Source organism: Intrasporangium sp. DVR, from assembly GCF_040365325.1.
GTDB lineage: Bacteria > Actinomycetota > Actinomycetes > Actinomycetales > Dermatophilaceae > Intrasporangium.
The window spans coordinates 55679-76601 of the sequence record NZ_BAABZW010000001.1 but is presented as its reverse complement, the minus strand read 5'-3'; the positions used below and the strand labels follow the sequence as shown (position 1 = coordinate 76601).

Genomic DNA, 20923 nt, shown 5'->3' with positions numbered 1-20923 from the left:
CCTTCGTCGCGGTGCGTCAGCGCACGGCCTCCTGCATCAGCCAGAGCCAGGTGTCCGGCCCTGAGTCGTCCGCCGGAGGGACGGGCGCCTGCACGGACAACGAGCCCACCGCCCCCGGGGTCACGCCAGGACCTGGAAGGGTCACCGGAGCCGAGCCCTGGGCCGTCGGGTGGCTCTGGCCTCCACCCCGGGTGGGGCGAGGGGCGTTCTGCGCTCCGCGGACGTTGATGCCGGAGCCACGGGGGGCGGCGCAGTGGGCGTCGAGGTTCGGTGGTGGCAGGTCGGCCGTCCGGTGCGGTTCGACCTTCCGGGTGCCTTCGTAGCCGACGTCACAGGCGGGGGGGTCGTCGGCGTTGAGGACCAGCCCGAAATGGGCCGTGCCGTCTCCGGGGACGACGGTGAACCCGCCCTCGACGACGTAGGGGTAGGTGACGAGGATCTGCTCGATCCCGTCGAGGCGGGCCGTCGTGACGTTCCCGATGGTGATGAAGTTGGCGATGAGCGCGGCGAGGTTCTGGCGGTTCTCCTGGATCAGGTTGTCGAGCTCACCGGCTGCGAGGGCTCCACGGTCGAGGACGACCCGCAGGTCGGGGTCGGCGAGGCGGAGGGCGTCCGCGACGTCAGCGAACCCCGTGACGGTCGTGCGCAGGTCGTGGGCGCTGCCGACCTGCGTGCGCAGGACGATCCGCCCGTCGTCGACGAGACGCACCGTCTCGGGGAGCGCCCCCGCCGCGGCCCTGGTCAGCCGGTTGCCGGAGTCCATCAGGCGTTGCAGGTCCGCGCCACCGCCCCGGAACGCTGCCGCCAGCTCGTCGACCGTCGTGACGAGGGCGTCCTGGGGCACGGACGTGACGGTCCGGTTGACGTGGGTGAGGAGGCGGTCGATCCGGAGCGGCGTCTCGGTGCTGGTCCTGGGGATGACGTCGCCGGACGCCAGGAGCGGCCCTCCGTCGGTTCGAGGCTGTAGGTCGAGGTACTGCTCACCCACGGCGGAGCGGTTCTCGACCACGGCCCGCGTGTCCTTGGGCACCTTCGTCCCGCGGTCCAGCCGCGCGTCGACGACGACCCCGTCCCCGGCGAGGCGCAGGCTTTCGACCGAGCCGACCGTCACACCACGGTAGGTGACCTCCGCCCCGACGAAGATCCCTCCCGAGTCCGCGAGGTCGGCGGAGACGACATAGGTGCCCCCGAGGACCTTGTCGGTGAGCCCCACGTAGCTCGCGGAGAGCACCGAGACGAGGCCGAGGGACAGGAGCAGGAACGCAGCGAGCCTGACTCGCACGGCACGGGTGATCATGGCGCCCCCTTGCTCTCGAAGAGTGACCTCCAGGAGCCCGACCCGTCGGGGGTGGCGTGCATGGTGTCGGCGATGCCTTGGACGTCCGCGTCGAGGGTGACCCACAGGTTGGTGAAGTCGCCCTTGACCGCCGCTCCGGATGCCGCCGGGAACGGGTACGTGAGCAGGAGCTGGTAGGACTTCGGCAGGCTGTCGCCGGCCTCGTTGAGCTGGGTGAGGATGGGGCCCAGCGCCCGGAGGTTGGCCTCCAGGTCCTCGCGCGAGCCTCGGATGACGCGGGTGCCCACCTCGCCGAGGTCCGCGAGGGCGCTGAGCATGGCCGTCAGCTGTTCGCGCTGGTCGGCGAGGACCTCGAGGCCCTTGGGCAGCTCGTCCAGGGCCGCCGCGATGGTGTCCTGGTGCGTCGTCAGTGTCCCGCTCAGCCGGTCGAGGCTGTCGATGGCCCGCACGATGTCCTCCTTCTGGTCGTCCAGACCCCCGATGAACGTGCCGAGCTGCGTGACGAGGCTGCGGAACTCGTCGCTGCGACCGCGCATGGCGTGGTTCAGCTCCACCTCGATCGTCTTCAGCTGTGCGACTCCCCCTCCGTTGAGGAGCAGGGACATGGCACCGAGGACCTCCTCGACCTCCGGGTGCCTGGTGGACCGCGCGAGCGGGATCCGGTCACCGTCCTCGAGGCGACCCGTTTCCGGCTCGTTCGCGGGCGGGGCCAGCGAGACGTACTTCTCACCGAGGAGCGAGGTCTGTCGCAGCTCGGCCACGGCGTTGTCCGGCAGCGCGAGGCTGCGAGGCAGCCGCAGCCGCACGACGGCCGTCCATCCCACGACGTCGACGGCCTCGACCGCGCCGACGGTGACCTGGTTGACCTTCACGGAGGACTGCGGCACGAGGTCGAGGACGTCGGCGAACTCCACCGTGACGGCGTAGGAGTCCGATCCGGCGCCGGCTCCGCCGGGCAGGGGCAGGTCGTAGGCGCTGCAGCCGGAGAGGCCGGCGACAGCAGTGACCAGAGCGGCGGCCGCGATTCGCGGAGTGAGCCGGCGCGCCCTCATCGCGCACCACCGAGCAGGCCGCCCAAGGTGGGATCGGCCCCGCGGATGTCGACGACGGCACCGGGCCCGGGGCGTCCGCCCGGGACGCTGCCCTCCGGCAGGGCGGCGGGCCGCGGGAGGCGGGGCTCGAGCTCGGCCTTGAGGCGGTCGCAGAGCCGGGAGTTGCCGCTCCTCGTGGGTCCGGTGAGGATCGAGCAGAGCAGCAGCACCGGGTCGTCCAGCCCCTTCGCGTTGTTGCGGGTGTCGAGCGTCCCGGTCTCGGGGTGGTAGGCGTTCGAGAGGTTGCTCAACGCCGCCGGGGCGTTCTCCAGCGCCTCGGCCAGCGCCTGGCGCTGCTCGACGAGCGAGGACGTGACGGAGACCAGCCCGTCCACGTCGGCCTTGATGAGGCTGCGGTTGTCCTTGACGAACGTCGAGACCTCGTCGAGGGCGACGCCGAGGTGCTCGAGTGCTCCCCGGAGGTTGTCGCGCTCCTCGCGCAGCTGCAGCGCGACCGTCGCGAGGTCGGAGTTGAGGCGCCGGACCGCCGCGTTGTTGTCGGCCAGCATCGTGGTGAACGTCTGCAGGTTCTTGACCGTGCCGAAGACGTCGCCCCGGTGGTCGGAGAGCGTGGTGACGGCCGCCGACAGGTCACGAACGGTCTGGTGGAACCGGTCGCCGTTGCCGTCGAGGTTCGCCGCCGACGTCTCGAGCAGGGCGCTCAGCGCGCCGTCACGGTTCGCCCCATCTGGGCCCAGTGCGACCATGAGGTCATCGAGGCTCTGCGACACCCGGTCGAGCTCGACGGGAACCGCCGTGCGCGACAGGGGGATCCGGGTGCCGTCGGCCAGCTGCGGTCCCCCGCTCCACACGGGCAGCAGCTGGACGTAGCGGTCGGAGACCAGCGAAGGGGCCACGATCGCCGCCTTGGCGTCGGCCGGGATCCGGTGTCGGCCGTCGACGGAGAAGGTGACGTGCACGTGCCGCCCCTGCGGTTCGACGGCGTCGACCTGGCCGACCTTGACCCCGAGGATGCGGACGTCCGAGCCGGGATAGAGCCCGACCGCGCGAGTGAAGTCGGCACTGAGCGTCGTCCGGGCCTTCTTCGGCCAGAAGGCGACGCCGCCGGCGACCAGGCCGACGACGAGCAGACCCACGACGAGCCTGACGAGCAGGTGCGCGGAGACGTCTCCGTGGTCGGCGGTTCGGCGGCTGCGAGCTCGTCGGTGGCGGCCGGGCATCAGTTGCCTCCTCCGTTGGGGTCGGGCTGTTCCAGACCGGCGGCGCCGACGGGGACGACGAGGTTGGACACCCAGGTGTCGAACCAGCGGCCGGTGCCGAGCGTGTTGGCGTAGACACGGGTGAAGGGCGCCATCAGCCGGATCGTTCGCTGGATGGCGGCGTCGTGCTTCTCGAGCATCGCGAGGGTCGCCTGGACCTCGCGGAGCGCCGGCCCGAGCTGCTCGCGGTTGTCGCGGACCAGCCCGGTCAGCTGCTCTGCGAGAGCCGAGGTGTTGGTGAAGAGCGTGCGAATGTCCTTCCGCCGCTTCGCGAGCTCGACCATGAGCAGGTCGGCGTCCCCGATGAGGGTCTCGAGCTGCTCGGTCCGCGTGCTGACCAGCCCGGTGACCTTCTCCGCGCGGTCGAGCAGGTGCCCGAGCTGCTCGTCCCGGCTGGCGATCGTCCTGGAGAGCCGGGAGAGTCCGTCGAGGGTGCTCCTGACGTGCTCGGGGCTGTCCTCGAACTCCGTCGCCAGCACCGTGAGGGACTTGGCGAGGGTGTCGGTGTCGATGCGCTCGGTCGTCGTCGTCAGGTCCTGGAACGCGTTGATGACGTCGTAGGAGCTGACCGTCCGGGCCAACGGGATCTGCGACCCCTCCTCGAGCTGGCCCGCTCCGTCCGGTTCCAGGGCGACGTACTTCTCGCCGAGGATCGTCTTCATCCGCACCGACGCGCGCGTCGCGGGGCCGAACCCCGCGTCCTCGGTGATGACGAAGTCGACCCGGACGTGCGTCGCGCCTCCCTGGCCGCCTTCCTCGAGGTCGACGCCAGTGACCTTGCCGACCTTGACGCCGGCGATCCGCACGTCGTCGTCGGGCTTGATGCCGCCGGCCTCGCTGAAGGCCGCGCTGTACGAGGCGCCCCCGCCGATCAGGGGCAGGCTGGAGGCGTTGAAGGCGGCCCAGAGCAGCAGCGCGATGACGAGGATGCCGGCCGCGCCGATGGGGACGGGGTTGCGTTCCCGGAAGGGGACGGACCTGCGACTCATGAGCACCTCTCCGCAGCGACGGCGTAGCTGGGGCTGACCCCGGGCAGGATCGGACTCTTCACGTCGAACTGGCAGAGGTAGAAGTTGAACCACGAGCCGTAGGTCGCCGTGCGGGTCAGCGTCTCCAGGCGTCCGGGGACGTCCTTGATGAAGGCCTCGAACTCCCGGACGTTCGCCGGCTTGTTGAGCGTCGCCGCGAGCGTGCGCAGCTGCGCCACGTCCTCCTTGACCAGCGGGCGGGTCGTGACGAGCAGGTCGGCCGTCTCCGCGGACAGCGCGTTGATGCCCGACAGGGTCCGCCCGATGGCCTCCCGGTCCTCGGCCAGTCCGCCGGTGAACCGTTGCAGCTGGTCGATGAAGGCCAACAGCTGGTCGTCGTGGGCCTCGACCGTGCCGAGGACGGCCGTGAGGTTGTCGACGGTGCGCCCGATGACGGCGTCGCGGTCGGCGATCGCCGCCGTGAGCGAGGCGGTGCGCTCGAGCAGCGTGTTGATGTCGCCGCCTTCCCCCTGCAGCGTCTGGACGATCAGCCCCGACAGCTCGTTGACGTCCTGGGGTGAGAGGGCTGCGAAGAGGGGCTTGAAGCCGTTGAAGAGGACGGTGAGGTCGAGCGCCGGGTGGGTCCGTGGCAGTGGGATGGTGGCGCCGTCGGCCAGGGCGGTGGCCGATCCTGATCCTTGCGAGAGCGCGAGGTAGCGCTGCCCGACGAGGTTGCGGTACTTGAGCGTCGCCTCGGTGCCCTGGGTGAGGACCGACGACTTGAGCACCGTGAACTCGACGACGGCAGTAGACCGGTCGTCGCCGACCCGGACCTCGGTGACCTCGCCGACCCTGACGCCGGCGATGCGGACGTCCTGGCCGGCCAGGACCCCGGTGGCGTCGGTGAAGACCGCGCGGTAGGTCGCCTTCGCCCCGACCTGGACGTTGGCGATGGTCAGCGCGAGGACGCTCGTCGCGAAGAGCGTCACCGCGGCGAAGATGCCGAGTTTGACGAGACTCGAGGTCGTCCTCATCGGTTGCTCACCACCGTGCCGCGCAGGACGGGTCCCGCCAGGAGGGTGCGTATGCCGCTGGGCCGGCTCTCGGTGTCAGGTGCCAGGAGGGCGTCCACGACCTGCTGCTCCTCGGCGGTGCCGGCGGTTCCGCTGTCGGCCGGGCCGGCCGCGAGGAAGGCGGACGGCACGACGGACAGCTCTGGTGCGAGGCGGTGTGCGCGACCGGGGTCGGAGCCGTCCTGTGGTGGCGGCGGCACGTACGGGTTGGACTGGGAGCCCCGTGGCCTGGGCAGGCCGGCACAGTTGGGCCCCCTCTTGTCCACCCACTGCGGCTCCTCGCCGACCCGGTAGGCGTCGCGCGGCGGCACGACCTCGAGGGTGATGTGCAGCCGCTCGTTCGCGAAGGCGCCCTCGATCCGCGGGATCCAGTTGGTCAGCGCCTGGGTGAAGCACGGGTAGTTCGGCGAGTACCTCGCGAGCAGCTCGTTCGTGGGCCGCGTCACCTGCCCGACCTGGATGATGCGCTCCTCGTTGTCCCGCAGGAACCCACCGAGGGTGTGCGCGAACCCGGCCGTGCCGACGAAGAAGGCGGCGAGCTCCTGGTCCTTCTCGACGATGGTCCGGTTGGTGACGCGGAGCGACTCGGCCATGCGGAAGAGGTCGGGGCTGAGGTCGTCGTAGAGATCGAGCGTGTCCGCGAGCAGGCTGATGTCCTGCTGGATGACGGGCAGCTTCGGGTTGATCCGCTTGAGGTATCCGTCGAGGACCTCGACGTGCTCGCCGATCGCCTCGCCCCGGCCCTCCAGCGTCGTCGAGAGGGCGCCCAAGGTCGTCGCCAGCTTCGCCGGCTGGACGCTCCGCAGCAGCGGGTAGACCCTGTCGAGCACGGTCTCCAGCTCGATGGCGACCCGGCTGCGGTCCTGCGGGATGGCGTCCCCGTCGGAGATGGTCCGCCCCGGGGCGCCGTCCCCCGGTGGGCCCGGGACGAGGTCGACGTACCGCTCGCCGAAGAGGGTCTTGGGCAGCAGCCGGGCGCTGACGTCGGCGGGGATCTGCGCGACCTGGTCCGGGTCGAGAGCGAGGGCGAGCCGCGCCCCGTCGTCGGTCACCTCGATGGTGCGCACCTCCCCCACGACGAGGCCGCGCAGCTTGACGTCGGCCTGCTCCTGCAGCTGGCTGCCGAGGCGGTTCGTCTCGAGGGAGACCAGCACGACCGGCGTGAACCGCTTCTGGTAGGACGCGATCGCGAGCGTGACGAGGAGCGCGACGACCGCGAGGAAGACGACGCCGTACGTCTTGAGGCCGAGCCGCCAGCGGGTGTGCTGGGTGAGGGGGCCCGGAGCGAGCCCCTTGACCGCGCTCATCCGGCGATCCTCACGCTCGTCGTCGCACCCCAGATGGCCAGTGACAGGAAGAAGTCGACGACGTTGATGGCGACGATCGAGGTGCGCACCGCCGTGCCGACGGCCACCCCGACGCCCGCCGGACCGCCCGTGGCGGTGTACCCGTAGTAGCAGTGGATCAGGATGATGACCACGGCGAAGACCATCACCTTGACGAACGACCAGAGGATGTCGCCGGGGGGCAGGAAGAGGTGGAAGTAGTGGTCGTAGGTGCCCTCCGACTGCCCGAAGTACGTCGTCGCGATGAAGCGTGTCGCCGCGTAGGAGCTGAGCAGGCCGATGACGTAGAGCGGCATGACGGCGACGAAGCCGGCGATCATCCGGGTCGTCACGAGGAAGGGCAGTGAGGGCACCCCCATGACCTCGAGCGCGTCGACCTCCTCCGAGATCCGCATCGCCCCGAGCTGCGCGGTGAAGCCGCACCCCACCGTTGCGGCGAGCGCGAGCCCCGCGACGAGAGGAGCGATCTCACGGGTGTTGAAGTAGGCGGAGAAGAACCCCGTGAACGCCCCGGTCCCGAGCTGCTCGAGGGCGGAGTAGCCCTGGAGACCCACCTCGGTCCCCGTGAAGAAGGCCATGAAGGCGATGACGCCGACGGTGCCGCCGATGACCGACATGGCCCCGGTGCCGAGCGACACCTCGGCAAGGAGGCGCACGACCTCCCGCTTGTAGCGTCGGACCGTCCGTCCGCTCCAGGCGAGCGAGCGCACGTAGAAGCGCATCTGCTCCCCGAGGGCCTCGAGACCGCGCGCCGGGCGCCCGGCCAACCGGCTCAGCTGTCTCAGCCGGCTCGGCTGCGTCACTGGCCGGGCGTTCGTCTGGACTGGACTCATCTCGGCCACCTAGAGCTTCTGCGGGACGACCTGGAAGTACACGGCCGTGATGACGAAGTTGACGACGAAGAGCAACATGAAGGTGATGACGACGCTCTGGTTCACGGCGTCCCCGACCCCCTTCGGCCCTCCCCCGGCCGTCAGCCCCTTGTGGGCGGCGACGATGCCGGCGATGGCCCCGAAGACGAGCGCCTTGAGCTCGCCGGCCCAGAGGTCCGGCAGCTGCGCGAGCGCCGTGAACGACGCGATGTACGCCCCCGGCGTGCCGCCCTGGACGACGACGTTGAAGAAGTAGCCGCCGACGACGCCGACCACCGAGACGAGCCCGTTGAGCAGGACCGCGACGAGCATCGACGCGAGCACCCTGGGCACGACGAGTCGCTGGATCGGGCTGATCCCGAGTACCTCCATGGCGTCGATCTCCTCGCGGATCTTGCGGGACCCCAGGTCGGCGCAGATCGCCGAGCCGCCCGCGCCGGCGATGAGCAGGGCCGTGACGATCGGGGACGCCTCGCGCAGCACCGCGAGCACTGACGCCGCGCCGGTGTAGGACTGGGCGCCGAGCTGCCGGGTCAGGGTGCCCAGCTGCAGGGCGATGACGGCGCCGAACGGGATGGAGACGAGCGCCGTCGGCAGGATCGTCACGCTCGCGAGGAACCACGACTGCTGGATGAACTCCTTGACCTGGAACGGGCGCCGCGGCAGCGCACGCAGCACGTCGAGCGCCAGGGCGAAGAGGGAGCCGGACTGGCGGAGGGCGCCGGTGACGACCGTGGCCATGTCAGCCCACCCCGCCCCGCTGGGAGGCCACCGCACCGACGGGGGCGAGCTCAGCGGCATCCGGCTCGGGCTGCTCGGTCCCCACACCCTGGGACGCGAACGACCCGGGCGGCGGGGTCACCCCGTTGGCGCGGCACCAGTCCCCCGGGGGGCGCTGGGCGCGGCGCGGACGGCCGTTGCTCGTGCTCAGCTGGAGCGGGATCGGCGGCAGCGGCGGCAGCTCCTGGCCCGACTCCGCCGCGAGCTCGTCCGCGTCCTTCTCCTCGGACATGCCGATGGGGCCGATCGTCTGCGCGTTGAGGAACTGCCGCACGACAGGTTCCTCGGACGACAGCAACATCTCGCGAGGTCCGAACATCGCCAGATGACGGTGGTAGAGCAGGCCGATGTTGTCGGGGACCGTGCGGGCCGTGTTGATGTCGTGGGTGACGATGAGGAACGTCGCGCCGATCTGCGCGTTGAGGTCGACGAACAGCTGGTTGATGTAGGACGTGCGCACCGGGTCGAGACCCGAGTCGGGCTCGTCGATGAGGAGGATCTCGGGGTCGAGGACGAGGGCCCGGGCCAGGCCCGCGCGCTTGCGCATTCCCCCGGAGATCTCGCCGGGGAGCTTGCGCTCGGCCCCCGACAGGCCGACCAGCTCCATCTTCTCCATCACGACCCGCCGGATCTCCGACTCCGGCTTCCGGGTGTGCTCACGCAGCGGGAACGCGACGTTGTCGAAGAGCGTCATCGACCCGAACAGCGCACCGTCCTGGAAGAGGACCCCGAACAGCTTGCGGATCTCGTAGAGGTCGTGCTCCCGCAGGCGAGGGACGTCCTGGCCGCCCACGACGATCGACCCGGCGTCGGGCTTGAGCAGTCCGACAAGCGTCTTGAGGAACACCGACTTGCCGGTTCCGGAGGGCCCGAGCATGACGGAGATCTCCCCGGCGGGCAGGGTCAGGGTGACGTCCCGCCAGATCGTCTGCGATCCGAAGGTCTTCGTCAGCCCCGTGACTGCGATCTCCACGCCCATGTGGCACCTCCGGTTTCCGACGTCTCGACTCGGTCACGGGGAGAACGACGCCGCGGCGCAGAGGTTACGGGAGGTTACCGACGAGTTCGCCGTATGCCGCTGAGCTCACTCCCAGCGGCACCCGCGGTCCCAGCCCTCCCGCCCCACCCGTCGAGGGCGCAGTTCGTGCCGGCTCAGTCGTCGAGGTGCTCCGCAGCCGCGGCGACGACGGCCGCTGAGACGGTGCCGAGCGCGTGCGAGGACAGCTTCCACGCCTGCCAGTGGAGCGTGACGCGGGTCGTCCAGGTGGGGCCGAGGGAGATGAGCTGGCCGTGCGGGTCCTGGAGGTCCGGCACCATGCCCCACCCGACGCCGGCCCGCACGGCGGCGACGAACTGGGTCGAGTCCGGGACGAACGTCTGAGGGGGCTCGCCCGGGAAGCCGAGACGCTCGAGGAGGCCGGTCTGCATCCGGTCCTTCCGGTCGAACTGCACGACCGGCGCCGCCGTGAGCGCCGACGGGTCGGCACCCGCCGGGAACCAGCGTCGGACGAACGACCGGGACGCCTTGGCGCGGTAGGTCAGGCTTCCGAGCCGGCGGGACGAGCAGCCCTGGACCGGTGTCGGCTCGGTCGTCACGGCGGCCATCACCTCCCCCGAGCGCAGGAGGTCGGTGGTGACGTGCTCGTCGTCCCGGCGCACCTCGAGCTCCACCTGCCCGGCCGTCCCGATCTGCGTGAGGGCCCGGGGGAACCAGGTGGCGATCGAGTCCGCGTTGACGACGATCGGGATCCGGATCCGTCCGGCCGCTGAGATGTCCGGGGCCAGCAGGTGGTGCTGCGCCTCGTCGGCGACGTGCAGCAACTGTCGCGCCTGCCGGAGCACCGCGCTCCCCCGGCCGGTCGGGCGTGCTGGCCGGGTGCGCTGCAGGAGCACCGCTCCGGCGGTGCCCTCCAGCGCCTTGATCCGCTGGCTGATCGCCGACGGGGTGACATGGAGGGCCCGGGCAGCGGCGTCGAACGTGCCGTGGTCGACGACGGCGACGAACGCCCTGATCTGCTCGAGGTCCATGAAGCAATGCTAATGATGATGCAGAAACATTCGCTGGTCTTCAGTGTGGGTCGACCTCTACCGTCAGGGCGTGCCAGCCCTCTCTCCCGCCCTCGCCGGTTTCGGCACGGGCGCCAGCCTCATCGTCGCGATCGGAGCGCAGAACTCCTTCGTGCTGCGGACCGGTCTCGCGCGCCGCTGGGTGCTGCCCGTCGTGCTCGTCTGTCTCGTCTCCGACGCCGTGCTCATCGTCGCCGGCGTGGCCGGGATCGGCGCCGTGACGGCTCGGGCGCCGTGGCTGCTCGAGGTGGTCCGGTGGCTCGGCGTCGTCTTCCTCGTCGGCTATGCCGGCCTGGCGCTGCGCCGCGCGGCGAGGCCCGCCGCGCTCTCCGCCGACGGCTCGCCCGAGCCGTCCCCGCGGCGCGCGATCCTCACGGCCGTCGGGCTGACCTGGCTCAACCCGCACGTCTACCTCGACACCATGGTGCTCATCGGCTCGCTGGCGGCGACCCACGGCGACCCGGGACGGTGGGCCTTCGGCGCTGGAGCCGTGGTCGCCAGTGCGGTCTGGTTCCCGCTCATCGGGTTCGGCGCCGCTCGGGCCGGGCGGCTCCTGACCAGGCCGCTCGCGTGGCGCGTCGTCGACGCGGTGATCGCCGTGCAGCTGCTCGTCCTGGCCGTGGCCCTGGCCCGCCCCACCGGCTGACCCCGCAACACACCCGCATACTGCGCGGTTGCCCCGGGTGCAGCCGGCGGGAGCAGTCGATATGCGGGTGTGTTGCGTCGGGGGTGGGTCAGCTGCGCGCGAGCTCGATGTCCTCAGAGCCCTGGCCGACGTGGATCCGCACGCCGCGGACATCTGCGGTGGCCGGGTCCTGCCCGAGGCGGGCGAAGACGTCGTTGAGCCGGGCGAACGTCTCCACCGTCGGCTCCGGCGCCTGCCCGTCGGCATTGCCACGAAGCCCGGTGACCCGGTGCCCATCGCCCAGGCTGAAGCTCGCCGTCAGCCGGTCGACCGGCCGACCGAGCCGCTCCTCGATCCCGCGCCGCAGGATCATCGCCGCCTCGCGGGCGACGTCAGTGCCGGGAGCCGGCTCCTTCTCCCCCTCGGGCCCACGCGGCGACTCCGACTTCTGTTCCGGCTCCGGCTTCGTCTCGGGCTCCACCGGCGACACCGCAGCCAGACCGGCCGGGGCGCCGCCGACCGGCTCGGCCTGCGCGGCCTCCTCGTCCGAGATCGGCACCGGCGCAGGCACGGTCGACGGTCGACGGTCGACGTGCCCCTCGGACAGGAACCCGGAGCCGGCGTACTCGACCTTCGCCAGGTCCAGCCGCTCCTCGCGGGCGAGCGAGTTGTCGATGACGTAGGCGACGTGGACCGGCAGGTCGGACATCCTCGGGCGCAGCTGTTCGCCGACGAACCGGGCACAGACCACGAGCGCATGGACCCGCACCATCGGCCGTCCCTTGCGGTCCGGGACCCGCTGCGCCGCCTCCACCCGCTCGAGGTCGAACCCTTCGGGAGGGTAGAAGTGCAGCGGCCGGCGCAGGACCATGAGCGAGTAGTCCGGCCGATCCGGACCCGGCAGCAGGCGATAGAGCTCACCGTTGAGCGGCAACTGCCAGCTGAGCTCCTCCGCGGCCTCGTCGAAACGGGAGAGGTGGACGAGCGGCCCGTACCTGCCGACCGGCGGGGGCGCAGGTGCGGCGACTGCAGGTGAATCCATGCGGCCAACCTACCCGCGTCGAGCGGTCAGCGGCCGCACCGAACGCGGTGGTGCCCTGACGACGTGACCCGGCCCAGCGGCATACGGCCACTGGGAGCCCGCCGTGTCGCCCGCCGGGGCGACATGACGAAGGCGGGCCCGACCGAAGTCGGACCCGCCTTCGCGAGTGAGAGCGTCAGCTCACTTGAGCTCGACCGTGGCGCCAGCGCCCTCGAGCTGGTCCTTGGCCTTCTCGGCCGAAGCCTTGTCGACCTTCTCGAGGACGGGCTTCGGGGCGCCGTCGACGAGGTCCTTGGCCTCCTTGAGACCGAGGCTCGTGAGCGCGCGGACCTCCTTGATGACCTGGATCTTCTTCTCACCGGCGGCGACGAGAACGACGTCGAACTCGTCCTTCTCCTCCTCGGCGGCAGCGCCGCCGTCGCCGGCGGCCGGGGCGCCGGCAGCCGCAACGGCGACCGGGGCAGCAGCGGTGACCTCGAAGGTCTCCTCGAACAGCTTGACGAACTCGGAGAGCTCGATCAGGGTCATCTCCTTGAAAGCGTCAAGGAGCTCGTCGGTGCTGAGCTTCGCCATGATGGCTTCCTTCCTGTTACTTGCCGTGAGTGGCGGTTTGGTGAATGAGCGGGCGCGCGCAGCGCGTCAGCCCTCGTCGCCACCCTCGGCGACGTCGGTGGTTGCCTCGGCGGCCGGAGCGGCCTCCGTGGCGGGGCTCTCTGCCTCGAGCTTCGCGCGCAGTGCGTCGACCGTGCGAACGGCCTGCGACAGCGGAGCGACAAAGAGGTATGCAGCCTTGTTGAGCGAGCCCTTCATGGCGCCCGCCAGCTTGGCCAGGAGAACCTCGCGGGACTCGAGGTCCGCGAGCTTCGTGATCTCCTCGGCGGTCAACGGCTTGCCGTCGAGGACGCCAGCCTTGATCACGAGGAGGGGGTTTGCCTTGGCGAAGTCACGCAGGCCCTTGGCCGCCTCGACCGGGTCACCGGTGACGAAGGCGATGGCCGTGGGGCCCTGGAGCTGGCCCTCGAAAGCCGTGATGCCGGCTTCCGCTGCAGCCTTCTCGGTGAGCGTGTTCTTGACCACGGCGTAGGTTGCGTGCTCTCGAATCGAGTTGCGCAGCTGCGAGAGCTGCTTCACGGTCAGGCCGCGGTACTCGGTGAGAACGGCCGCGCCGGACTCACGGAACTTGTCCGCGATCTCGGCGATGGCAGCGGTCCTCTCGGACTTGCTCATCTGGGCCTCCTTCCCTTGCGTCGTGCCGCAGGCGAAGCGAGGGGCCCACACGACAAGAGCCCCGGCGCAGGCGCACGGGGCTCACAAGGACATACAGGTCGTATGCCGCTGGGCTTGGTGTCCTGCGCTGGCTGCCCACATCGTGTGGAACCTTCGGGAGGGGCGTGGTGCTCCACGTCCTCCAACCGGCGGTCATTGGTCGGTAGTAAGCGTACGGTCTGATGGCCGGGCGGCCAAATCGTGGGGTGTACGCGCCCCCGGTCAGGCGGCCTCAGGAGATCTCTCGACGGGCCCAGCGGAAGGCGCCCAGGACTCCCGGCACCACGATCCACAGGGCACCGGCCGTGCCGAGCTGGGCCAGCTGGGTGGTCGTGACGGGAACAGGACCCGTCAGGGGCGCCATGGCGTCGTTGATGCTGAGCCAGGCAACCAGCGGTCCGTTGTCGAGCACCGCCGTGAACAGGACGGTGCCCAAGGTCGGAACGAGGAGGAACCCGGCGACCGACGCCGCCGTGTGCTGGATGAGCGCTCCCAGTGCAGCACCCTGCGCCGAGCCGAGCAGGAGCAGGAGGGAGAGACCCGTCACCTGCCACCAGGACAGGTCCCAGGCCGGCGTGCGACCCCTTGGCACCGCGGCGAGCCATGTCGTGAGCGCGGCGGCCACCAGCGCGAGCACGATGAGCGCCGCCGCGATCCCGAGCCCCCCGAGGACCTTGGCGGCCAGGACCCGCCCGCGTCGAGGCTCCAGCCCGAAGGTGATGACACTGCTCCCGGTCGACCACTCCGTCGTCACCCCCAGGATCGTGATCACGGGCAGGAGCACCCCCAACGGCATGGCGCCGACGGCGAAGGCGTCGGCGAACCCGCCGGCGCCACCCAGCAGCGCGCCGGCGCCGTAGACCGCGAGCACGAGTGCTGCAGCGGTGCCCAGCAGCCACCGGCCTGACCTGGTGTCAACCTGCTTGCGAGCCTCGACCTCGACGAGGCGAGCGAAGGAAGGCCGCCCCCGGCGTGGCAGATCAGCGGCGGACATCGATGGGCTCCTTCGTGAGGGACGGACCGGAGGCAGACGGCGGGGGTGAGCCGAGCACGACGTCCTCCAGGCTCAACTGCGGGCTGAGGTACAGCTCGTGCACGGCCAGGCCGGCATCGCGGGCGACGGCGCCGACGAGACGCGGTGCGGCCGCCACGACCAGGCCCTGGTGCGGTTGCATCCGGTACGTCAGACCGGCACTGAACAGCGCCCGGGACAGGACCTCGTCATCCTCGGTGCGCACCCGGCACGACATGCCGCCCGTGACGTCGGCCACCGGACCACTCGCGACCACCTCCCCCTCCCTGAGAACGACGACGCGGTCGGCGACCCGCTCCACCTCGGACAGTGCCTGCGAGGAGAGGAGGACCGTGCCACCGCGGTCGGCCAGACCGACCAGGAAGGTCCTCAGCCAGCGAACTCCCTGCGGATCGAGCCCGTTGGCCGGCTCGTCGAGGATGAGCACCTCGGGGTCACCGAGCAGCGCATGGGCGAGACCGAGTCGTTGACGCATCCCGAGCGAGAACTGACCGACGCGCTTGCCCGCGGCGTCGGAGAGCCCGACGACATCCAGGCACTCCTCCGCCCGCTGGGCGTTGATGCTCATGAGCCGGGCAGACAGGCGCAGGGTCTCCCGCGCGGTGCGGCCGGGATGGAAGGCGCCCGAGTCGAGGAGGACACCGACGCGGCGGGGGTCCGGGAGCTCCCTGAAACGTCTCCCGAGGACGGTCGCGCTCCCCGCGTCCGGCTCGGCCAGCCCCACGATGAGACGCAGGCTGGTCGACTTGCCGGACCCGTTGGGGCCGAGGAAGCCCGTCACCTCGTGAGCGGGAGCGTCGAACGTGACTCCCCGGAGCACCGACCGCGAGCCGTAGGACTTGGTCAGCCCCTCGACCCGAATCATGACGTGGTCTCGTCCCGCGAGGGGGCGGCCCGCTCCCAGGGGTTCGTCACGCGCAACAGCAGCAGGATGAGCATCACGACGCCCAGCCCGGCCAGCCAGTGCACGACCCTCGGGAGAGCCGCGTACCACCCGACGTTCCGGTCGAGAAGAAGGACGGCGAGGGGAGTCAGGGGGAGGACGAGGGCGTACCAGCCCTGACGCAGCGTCTCTCGGCGCACGGCGCTCCTTGGTCGGTGGTCGGGAGGGCAGGGGCGAAGGCCCCCGGGCCTCGATCGGGGGCCTGGAGGGCGGAGTCGGCCTCCAGGCGGGCTCCGGCGCCCTGACAGCGCGGGACATCCCGCGCGGCCAGGGCACCGGGCCGGCTCATCAGAAGAAGAAGTCGCGGAGCGCCTGGTAGATCTCGTAGGCCGTGTAGGCCCAGCTGACGACGGTCTTGATCCAGCTGGGGATCTTGTTCCAGAAGTACGTGAGGAAGGCCTGGTAGCCCTGGGAGACGATGCCCTTGAGCCAGGTCCAGCTCTTGCCCAGGAAGCTCAGCGCCTTCTCGACGAAGCTGATGATGATCGACGGCAAGCCGAGGGCTCCCGCCTCTCCGGCTGCGGTGATGGTCATGGCCCCGCCGCTGACGGCGACCGGCATCGCGGCAGCGGTCGTCCCGGCCCCCGAGACCGGGACGACCGTGACGACGGAGCTGGCCGCCACCCGTGCGGTGGCCGGAGCCGCGCCGGAAGCCGCGTGGCTGGCGACGCCCGTCCCGGTGACGAGCACCGCGCCCAGCACCGCCGAGGTCACGGCTCGTCGGGCAGAGGTATGGATTCGCAAGATCAGATCTCCTTGTTCAGGCCGACGGTGGTCGGCCACAAGTTCAGGGCGGGTCTCGCCCTGGCCCCCGGGATGCCCCCGTGGCGACGCCGACAACGATCGCCGAGCGGCCGGGGTGAGCACATCGGCCGATGGCATCGTCTTGGGTGTGCGGGGTCTCGGGTGCACCCCCTACCAAGGTCGCGACCGGAGTGCGACCGGATTGCGACCGGGGTGGGGACCCGATCGGGACGCGTCGGGTGGTTGGACCGGGGGCGGTTGCCTACACTCGGGCCCATGGTCGGGGGCATGAGGGGTGGGCTCCACGCGCGGGACCGTGTCGCGGGCCGGCTGAAGTCCTTGGCCCTCGCCCTCACCGCACTTGTCGTCGGGTGGGGCCTGCTGGGCTCCGAGATCGCGGAGGCTGCACACGCCCAGGGCGGCCTGACCCCGACGGCCCACGGCCTGCTGGGGCTGGACGCGGTCGCTGGGCACGTCGCCCTCCTGGCCCTGTGGCACAGCAGACGGCAGGTCCGGCACTCCGATGTCGCCCTGGCCGTGCTCCTCACGACCGTCTCCGCCTTCGCGGTCGCGCCCGTGCTCATCTGGCTGGGGGTCCTCAGGGCGCCGGCTCGGCGGGTCCGGTCCATGGCCGGCGCTGCGGTGGCCGCCGGAATGGCCGCGCACGAGCTGGTCGTCCGGTCGTGGGTCTCCGGCGCCTCCACGACGCTGGGCTCGGTCGTGGGAGTGGCTCTCGCCAGCCTCATGGCCGCTGGTGCCGCCGTGGCGGTAGGGTCGTTCGTCGCCTCCCGCCAGGCCCAGCTGCAGGCCCATCGCCGGCAGGCGGCGCAAGCCGTGAGGGACCAGGAGGCTGCCGTCGCGCGAGCGCACCTGGCTGAGCGAAACCGGATCGCCCGCGAGATGCACGACTCCCTGGCCCACCGGCTGTCCGTCGTCGCGCTTCATGCGGGGGCGATGGCGGCTCGCCCCGACCTCCCGCGCGAGACTCAGGCCGAGACGAGCCGCGTCGTCCACGACACGGTCCACGAGGCCCTCGAAGAGCTCCGATCGACCCTCGGCAGCCTCCGCGCGTCGGACCCTGCCCTGGGAGTTCGCGCTCCCGGGCTGTCAGACCTGCCGATGCTCATCGCCGAGGCCGGTCGCCATGGTGAGGTCACGGTCAGCGACCGGCACGCGATCCTCACGCCCCACGGTCCCGTCGCACCGGCCGTCGGCGGCCAGCTCTACCGGATCATCCAGGAGGCCCTGACCAATGCCCGCAAGCATGCGACGCGCGCACCGGTGGACGTCAGTCTGCGCGCCGCCGGGGACGGTGAGCTGGTCCTCGAGGTGACCAACCCCCTTTCCCGCGCACCTGGGCGATCCGAAGCCAGCGGCCCGGGCTACGGGCTCATCGGCATGGCGGAGCGCGCGGAGCTGGTGGGAGGCCGGTTGTCGGCGGGACCCGAAGCCGGGCGCTTCGTCGTGCGCGCGATGCTCCCCATGACTGAGCGCGATGGAAGGGAACATGACCGCGGAACGGGATAGGTCGATCGAGCCGGGTGTGCCGCGGAGCCTACGCGTCGTCATCGTGGACGACGACCCCCTGGTCCGTTCCGGGCTGCGGCTGATCCTCGGCGCGGCCCCGGACGTCGACGTCGTCGGGGAAGCACGGGACGGCTCGGAGGCCGCCGAGCTCGCCGAGCGACTGTCCCCCGACGTCGTGCTCATGGACATCCGGATGCCCGGCACAGATGGCGTCGCCGCCACCCCTGAGGTCCTGGCGCGTTGCCCGTCCACTCGGGTGCTCGTTCTGACCACCCTCGACAGCGACGCGCACGTCCTGCGCGCTCTGGGTGCAGGAGCAACAGGTTTCCTGCTCAAGGGCGACGCCCCGGTGCGCCTGATTCCGTCTCTGCGGGAAGTGGCCAGGGGGGAGCACGCCCTCTCTCCCGGGGTGACCTCGCTCCTGGTCGCCGCAGCGACTCGGGCCGACCGGCGTGACCAGCAGGCCGCGACGGATCGCGCGCTCGAGCCCCTCACCGCCCGCGAACGCGAGGTGGCCCTCGCCGTCGGCCGGGGCCGCTCCAACGCCGAGATCGCCGCGGAGCTCCATCTGAGCCTCCCCACCGTCAAGGCACATGTGTCACGCGTCATGGACAAGCTGGGGGTCGACAACCGGGTCCAGCTGGCCCTCGAGGTGCACGGGCTGCGGTGACGGTCTCATTGCGTTCGAGACCCGGCGCGGGTGCTCGTCTTCCCGCCCGGCGTGTCCTAGCGTGAGCACCATGCGAGAGCAGGCGAGAGCGCGGCCTGCGGCGCCCCTGCGCCGACTGCGCCTCCAGCGAGCGGCCGCGGCGAGCGCCGTGGCCGCCTGCTTCGTCGCCAACGTGTGGGTCGTGGCGCGAGCCTCGGGCGAGCCTGGGTCGACCGGCGCCTTCGCGGCGATCGGCAAGCTGTCCACCGATGTCGGCTTCCGGTCCGAGAAGCCGTCCCCGCCATCGACGACGAAGCAGCCCGCTCCTCCGCGGGTGGTCGAGCGTGGCACCGGGGTCCTCGCGCCCGTCGCGATCCCGGGGGACTCGCTGGCGACGGCTGCGCAGGGCCGCCCCGTGCGGGTCAGCATCGAAGCGGAAGGCGGCCTCGAGGTCGACACCGCTGCGTTCGCGACAGCCGTGGCGCAGACCTTGTCCGACCCCCGGGGCTGGCAGCACGTCGACCAGGTCCGATTCATCGCCGTCTCCCCGGACGAGGTCACGGCCGGCGCGAAGGTCGACCTGCGGATCGCCTTGGCCAGTCCCGACACGACCGACCGGCTCTGCGCGCCGCTGCAGACCCGAGGCCAGGTCAGCTGCCACAGCGGCGGTCGCGCCGTCATCAACCTCCGCCGGTGGCAGCTCGGGGCCGAGTCGTACGGCGACGACGTGAGCGCCTACCGGCACTACGTGGTCAACCACGAGGTGGGCCACGGACTCGGCCACGGGCACGAGTCCTGCGCCGGCACTGGGACGGCAGCTCCGGTGATGATGCAGCAGACCTACGGCCTCAAGGGCTGCACCGCGTGGCCGTGGCCGGCCCCGAAGGCCTGACCACCCGACCGGGCAGTCGACCTGCGGGACGAAGCAGCGAGCCCGCCGTCCCCGGAAGGAACGGCGGGCTCGTGTCGGGCGACGACCTCAGGCGGAGGCGTCCTCCTCGACGAGAAGGTTGCGCGTCTTGCTGAAGTCGAGCGGGATGCCGGGGCCCATCGTGGTGCTGAGCGTCGCCTTCTCGATGTACCGGCCCTTCGAGCTGGCCGGCTTGAGACGGAGGATCTCCTCAAGGGCGGCGGCGTAGTTCTCGACGAGCGACTTCTCGTCGAACGACGCCTTGCCGATGATGAAGTGGAGGTTCGCGTGCTTGTCGACGCGGAACTCGATCTTGCCGCCCTTGATGTCCGTGACGGCCTTGGCCACGTCCATCGTCACCGTGCCGGTCTTGGGGTTCGGCATGAGACCGCGCGGGCCGAGGACCTTGCCGAGTCGGCCGACCTTGCCCATCATGTCGGGCGTCGCGACGACGGCGTCGAAGTCGAGCCAGCCGCCGGAGATCTTGTCGAGCATGTCGTCGGAACCGACGTAGTCGGCGCCCGCCTCACGAGCGGCCTCGGCCTTCTCACCGTTGGCAAAGACGAGGACGCGGGCGGTCTTGCCCGTGCCGTGCGGCAGGTTGACGGTGCCGCGCACCGCCTGGTCGGCCTTGCGCGGGTCGACACCGAGGCGCATCGCGACCTCGACGGTCTCGTCGTACTTGGCCTTGGCCGTCTGCTTCGCCACGCGGACCGCCTCGAGCGGCGGGTAGACCTTGCCGGGCGTGATCAGCTCGGCGGCGGCGCGGTAGTTCTTGCTGCGCTTCATGGTTCTCCTTGGTGATTCAGGGTGGAGTCGTGGTGCTGGGCCAGCGCCGGCCCTCCCACTGCCCAACAGCATGTCGTATGCCGCTGGGCTCGGTCCCCGTCGCACAGTGCGGCACGCACGGGGAGGAGCTGTCAGAGCTCGGTGTCGATACCCATCGAGCGAGCGGTGCCCGCGATGATGCGCGCGGCCATCTCCTCGTCGTTGGCGTTGAGATCTTCCATCTTCTGGCGGGCGATCTCGAGGACCTGGTCGCGAGAGAGCTTGGCGACCTTCGTCTTGTGCGGCTCGCCCGAGCCCTTCTGGACCCCGGCGGCCTTCTTGATCAGCTCCGCGGCCGGCGGCGTCTTGGTGATGAACGTGAAGGAGCGGTCCTCGTAGACCGTGATCTCGACCGGGATGACGTTGCCACGCTGGGCCTCCGTCGCGGCGTTGTACGCCTTGACGAACTCCATGATGTTGACGCCGTGCTGACCGAGGGCCGGACCGACGGGCGGAGCCGGGGTGGCCGCGCCTGCCTGGATCTGCAGCTTGATGAAGCCGGAGACCTTCTTCTTGGGGGGCATGATGCCTACCTTCTTTGTCGTGGGCCGACGCCATGGGCGATGACCCGGTTGCATGAACACGAGGAGCCGAAGCCCTGGTGTTGCTGTCTCGCGGGACAAACCCGCAAACCTCTAGATT

The 20923-nt window shown here is 70.9% G+C and carries 23 protein-coding genes; 4 read left to right on the top strand and 19 right to left on the bottom strand.

Translation table 11 applies throughout. The features are described from left to right. Positions 1-16: 16 nt before the first annotated feature. From ABWV20_RS00380 to ABWV20_RS00335, 10 genes are all read right to left on the bottom strand, one after another. A complete protein-coding gene (locus ABWV20_RS00380) occupies positions 17-1297 on the bottom strand; it encodes an MCE family protein (RefSeq protein WP_353352772.1) in 1281 nt (426 codons plus the stop codon). Further along, positions 1294-2349 (bottom strand): MCE family protein, encoded by a 1056-nt coding sequence (locus tag ABWV20_RS00375; protein WP_353352771.1) that lies wholly within the window; start codon positions 2347-2349, stop codon positions 1294-1296. The genes ABWV20_RS00380 and ABWV20_RS00375 overlap by 4 nt, the downstream gene beginning before the upstream one ends. Then, a complete protein-coding gene (locus ABWV20_RS00370) occupies positions 2346-3569 on the bottom strand; it encodes an MCE family protein (protein ID WP_353352770.1) in 1224 nt (407 codons plus the stop codon). Before ABWV20_RS00370 ends, ABWV20_RS00375 begins: the two co-directional genes overlap by 4 nt. Next, positions 3569-4597 (bottom strand): MCE family protein, encoded by a 1029-nt coding sequence (locus ABWV20_RS00365; protein ID WP_353352769.1) that lies wholly within the window; start codon positions 4595-4597, stop codon positions 3569-3571. The genes ABWV20_RS00370 and ABWV20_RS00365 overlap by 1 nt, the downstream gene beginning before the upstream one ends. Continuing rightward, a complete protein-coding gene (locus ABWV20_RS00360) occupies positions 4594-5610 on the bottom strand; it encodes an MCE family protein (RefSeq protein ID WP_353352768.1) in 1017 nt (338 codons plus the stop codon). The genes ABWV20_RS00365 and ABWV20_RS00360 overlap by 4 nt, the downstream gene beginning before the upstream one ends. Continuing rightward, the gene (locus ABWV20_RS00355; protein WP_353352767.1) at positions 5607-6956 is read right to left on the bottom strand and encodes an MCE family protein; all 1350 of its coding nucleotides are present in this window, start codon (positions 6954-6956) and stop codon (positions 5607-5609) included. Before ABWV20_RS00355 ends, ABWV20_RS00360 begins: the two co-directional genes overlap by 4 nt. Beyond that, positions 6953-7828, bottom strand: coding sequence for an MlaE family ABC transporter permease (locus ABWV20_RS00350; RefSeq protein ID WP_502901731.1), 876 nt, complete (start codon positions 7826-7828; stop codon positions 6953-6955). The genes ABWV20_RS00355 and ABWV20_RS00350 overlap by 4 nt, the downstream gene beginning before the upstream one ends. A gap of 9 nt (positions 7829-7837) precedes the next feature. Beyond that, positions 7838-8608 carry an MlaE family ABC transporter permease gene (locus tag ABWV20_RS00345; protein ID WP_353352766.1) on the bottom strand — a complete coding sequence of 257 codons (771 nt, stop codon included), beginning with the start codon at positions 8606-8608 and terminating at the stop codon, positions 7838-7840. 1 nt (position 8609) lies between these two features. Beyond that, positions 8610-9626: an ABC transporter ATP-binding protein gene (locus tag ABWV20_RS00340; RefSeq protein ID WP_353352765.1), complete on the bottom strand. Its 1017-nt coding sequence runs from the start codon at positions 9624-9626 to the stop codon at positions 8610-8612. 173 nt (positions 9627-9799) lie between these two features. Then, complete coding sequence (locus tag ABWV20_RS00335) at positions 9800-10675, bottom strand: LysR family transcriptional regulator ArgP (protein WP_353352764.1); 876 nt, start codon at positions 10673-10675, stop codon at positions 9800-9802. Positions 10676-10745: 70 nt separating this feature from the next. Between ABWV20_RS00335 and ABWV20_RS00330 the strand changes: the two genes are divergently transcribed. After that, a complete protein-coding gene (locus tag ABWV20_RS00330) occupies positions 10746-11360 on the top strand; it encodes a LysE/ArgO family amino acid transporter (protein ID WP_353352763.1) in 615 nt (204 codons plus the stop codon). 88 nt (positions 11361-11448) lie between these two features. Here ABWV20_RS00330 and ABWV20_RS00325 read toward each other — a convergent pair whose 3' ends face one another. The 7 genes from ABWV20_RS00325 to ABWV20_RS00295 all read right to left on the bottom strand — a co-directional run bounded on the left by ABWV20_RS00325 (position 11449) and on the right by ABWV20_RS00295 (position 16367). After that, positions 11449-12381, bottom strand: a complete 933-nt coding sequence (locus ABWV20_RS00325; RefSeq protein ID WP_353352762.1) for a hypothetical protein — start codon at positions 12379-12381, stop codon at positions 11449-11451. Between the two features lie 180 nt (positions 12382-12561). Next, positions 12562-12954, bottom strand: a complete 393-nt coding sequence (rplL, locus tag ABWV20_RS00320; protein WP_353352761.1) for a 50S ribosomal protein L7/L12 — start codon at positions 12952-12954, stop codon at positions 12562-12564. Between the two features lie 66 nt (positions 12955-13020). Further along, entirely contained in the window at positions 13021-13608 is a 588-nt protein-coding gene (gene rplJ, locus ABWV20_RS00315; protein WP_353352760.1) for a 50S ribosomal protein L10, read from the bottom strand. A 271-nt stretch (positions 13609-13879) separates the two neighbouring features. Further along, entirely contained in the window at positions 13880-14641 is a 762-nt protein-coding gene (locus tag ABWV20_RS00310; protein ID WP_353352759.1) for a hypothetical protein, read from the bottom strand. Then, positions 14628-15545 (bottom strand): ATP-binding cassette domain-containing protein, encoded by a 918-nt coding sequence (locus ABWV20_RS00305; protein ID WP_353352757.1) that lies wholly within the window; start codon positions 15543-15545, stop codon positions 14628-14630. The genes ABWV20_RS00310 and ABWV20_RS00305 overlap by 14 nt, the downstream gene beginning before the upstream one ends. Next, on the bottom strand, positions 15542-15763 hold the full coding sequence (locus tag ABWV20_RS00300; RefSeq protein WP_353352756.1) for a hypothetical protein: 222 nt from the start codon (positions 15761-15763) through the stop codon (positions 15542-15544). The genes ABWV20_RS00305 and ABWV20_RS00300 overlap by 4 nt, the downstream gene beginning before the upstream one ends. Before the next feature lie 148 nt (positions 15764-15911). Continuing rightward, positions 15912-16367 (bottom strand): hypothetical protein, encoded by a 456-nt coding sequence (locus tag ABWV20_RS00295; RefSeq protein ID WP_353352755.1) that lies wholly within the window; start codon positions 16365-16367, stop codon positions 15912-15914. A 276-nt stretch (positions 16368-16643) separates the two neighbouring features. On the opposite strand from ABWV20_RS00295, the gene ABWV20_RS00290 reads away from it, so the two are divergent. The 3 genes from ABWV20_RS00290 (at position 16644) to ABWV20_RS00280 (ending at position 19435) form a co-directional block, all read left to right on the top strand. Then, the gene (locus ABWV20_RS00290; RefSeq protein ID WP_353352753.1) at positions 16644-17894 is read left to right on the top strand and encodes a sensor histidine kinase; all 1251 of its coding nucleotides are present in this window, start codon (positions 16644-16646) and stop codon (positions 17892-17894) included. Then, positions 17875-18564: a response regulator gene (locus ABWV20_RS00285; RefSeq protein ID WP_353352752.1), complete on the top strand. Its 690-nt coding sequence runs from the start codon at positions 17875-17877 to the stop codon at positions 18562-18564. Before ABWV20_RS00290 ends, ABWV20_RS00285 begins: the two co-directional genes overlap by 20 nt. A 70-nt stretch (positions 18565-18634) precedes the next feature. Further along, complete coding sequence (locus tag ABWV20_RS00280) at positions 18635-19435, top strand: DUF3152 domain-containing protein (protein ID WP_353352751.1); 801 nt, start codon at positions 18635-18637, stop codon at positions 19433-19435. Between the two features lie 87 nt (positions 19436-19522). On the opposite strand, the gene rplA is transcribed toward ABWV20_RS00280, so the two are convergent. Both rplA and rplK read right to left on the bottom strand, forming a co-directional pair. Next, complete coding sequence (rplA, locus tag ABWV20_RS00275; protein ID WP_353352750.1) at positions 19523-20242, bottom strand: 50S ribosomal protein L1; 720 nt, start codon at positions 20240-20242, stop codon at positions 19523-19525. A 131-nt stretch (positions 20243-20373) separates the two neighbouring features. After that, positions 20374-20805 carry a 50S ribosomal protein L11 gene (gene rplK / locus ABWV20_RS00270; protein ID WP_353352749.1) on the bottom strand — a complete coding sequence of 144 codons (432 nt, stop codon included), beginning with the start codon at positions 20803-20805 and terminating at the stop codon, positions 20374-20376. Between the last annotated feature and the right edge of the window lie 118 nt (positions 20806-20923).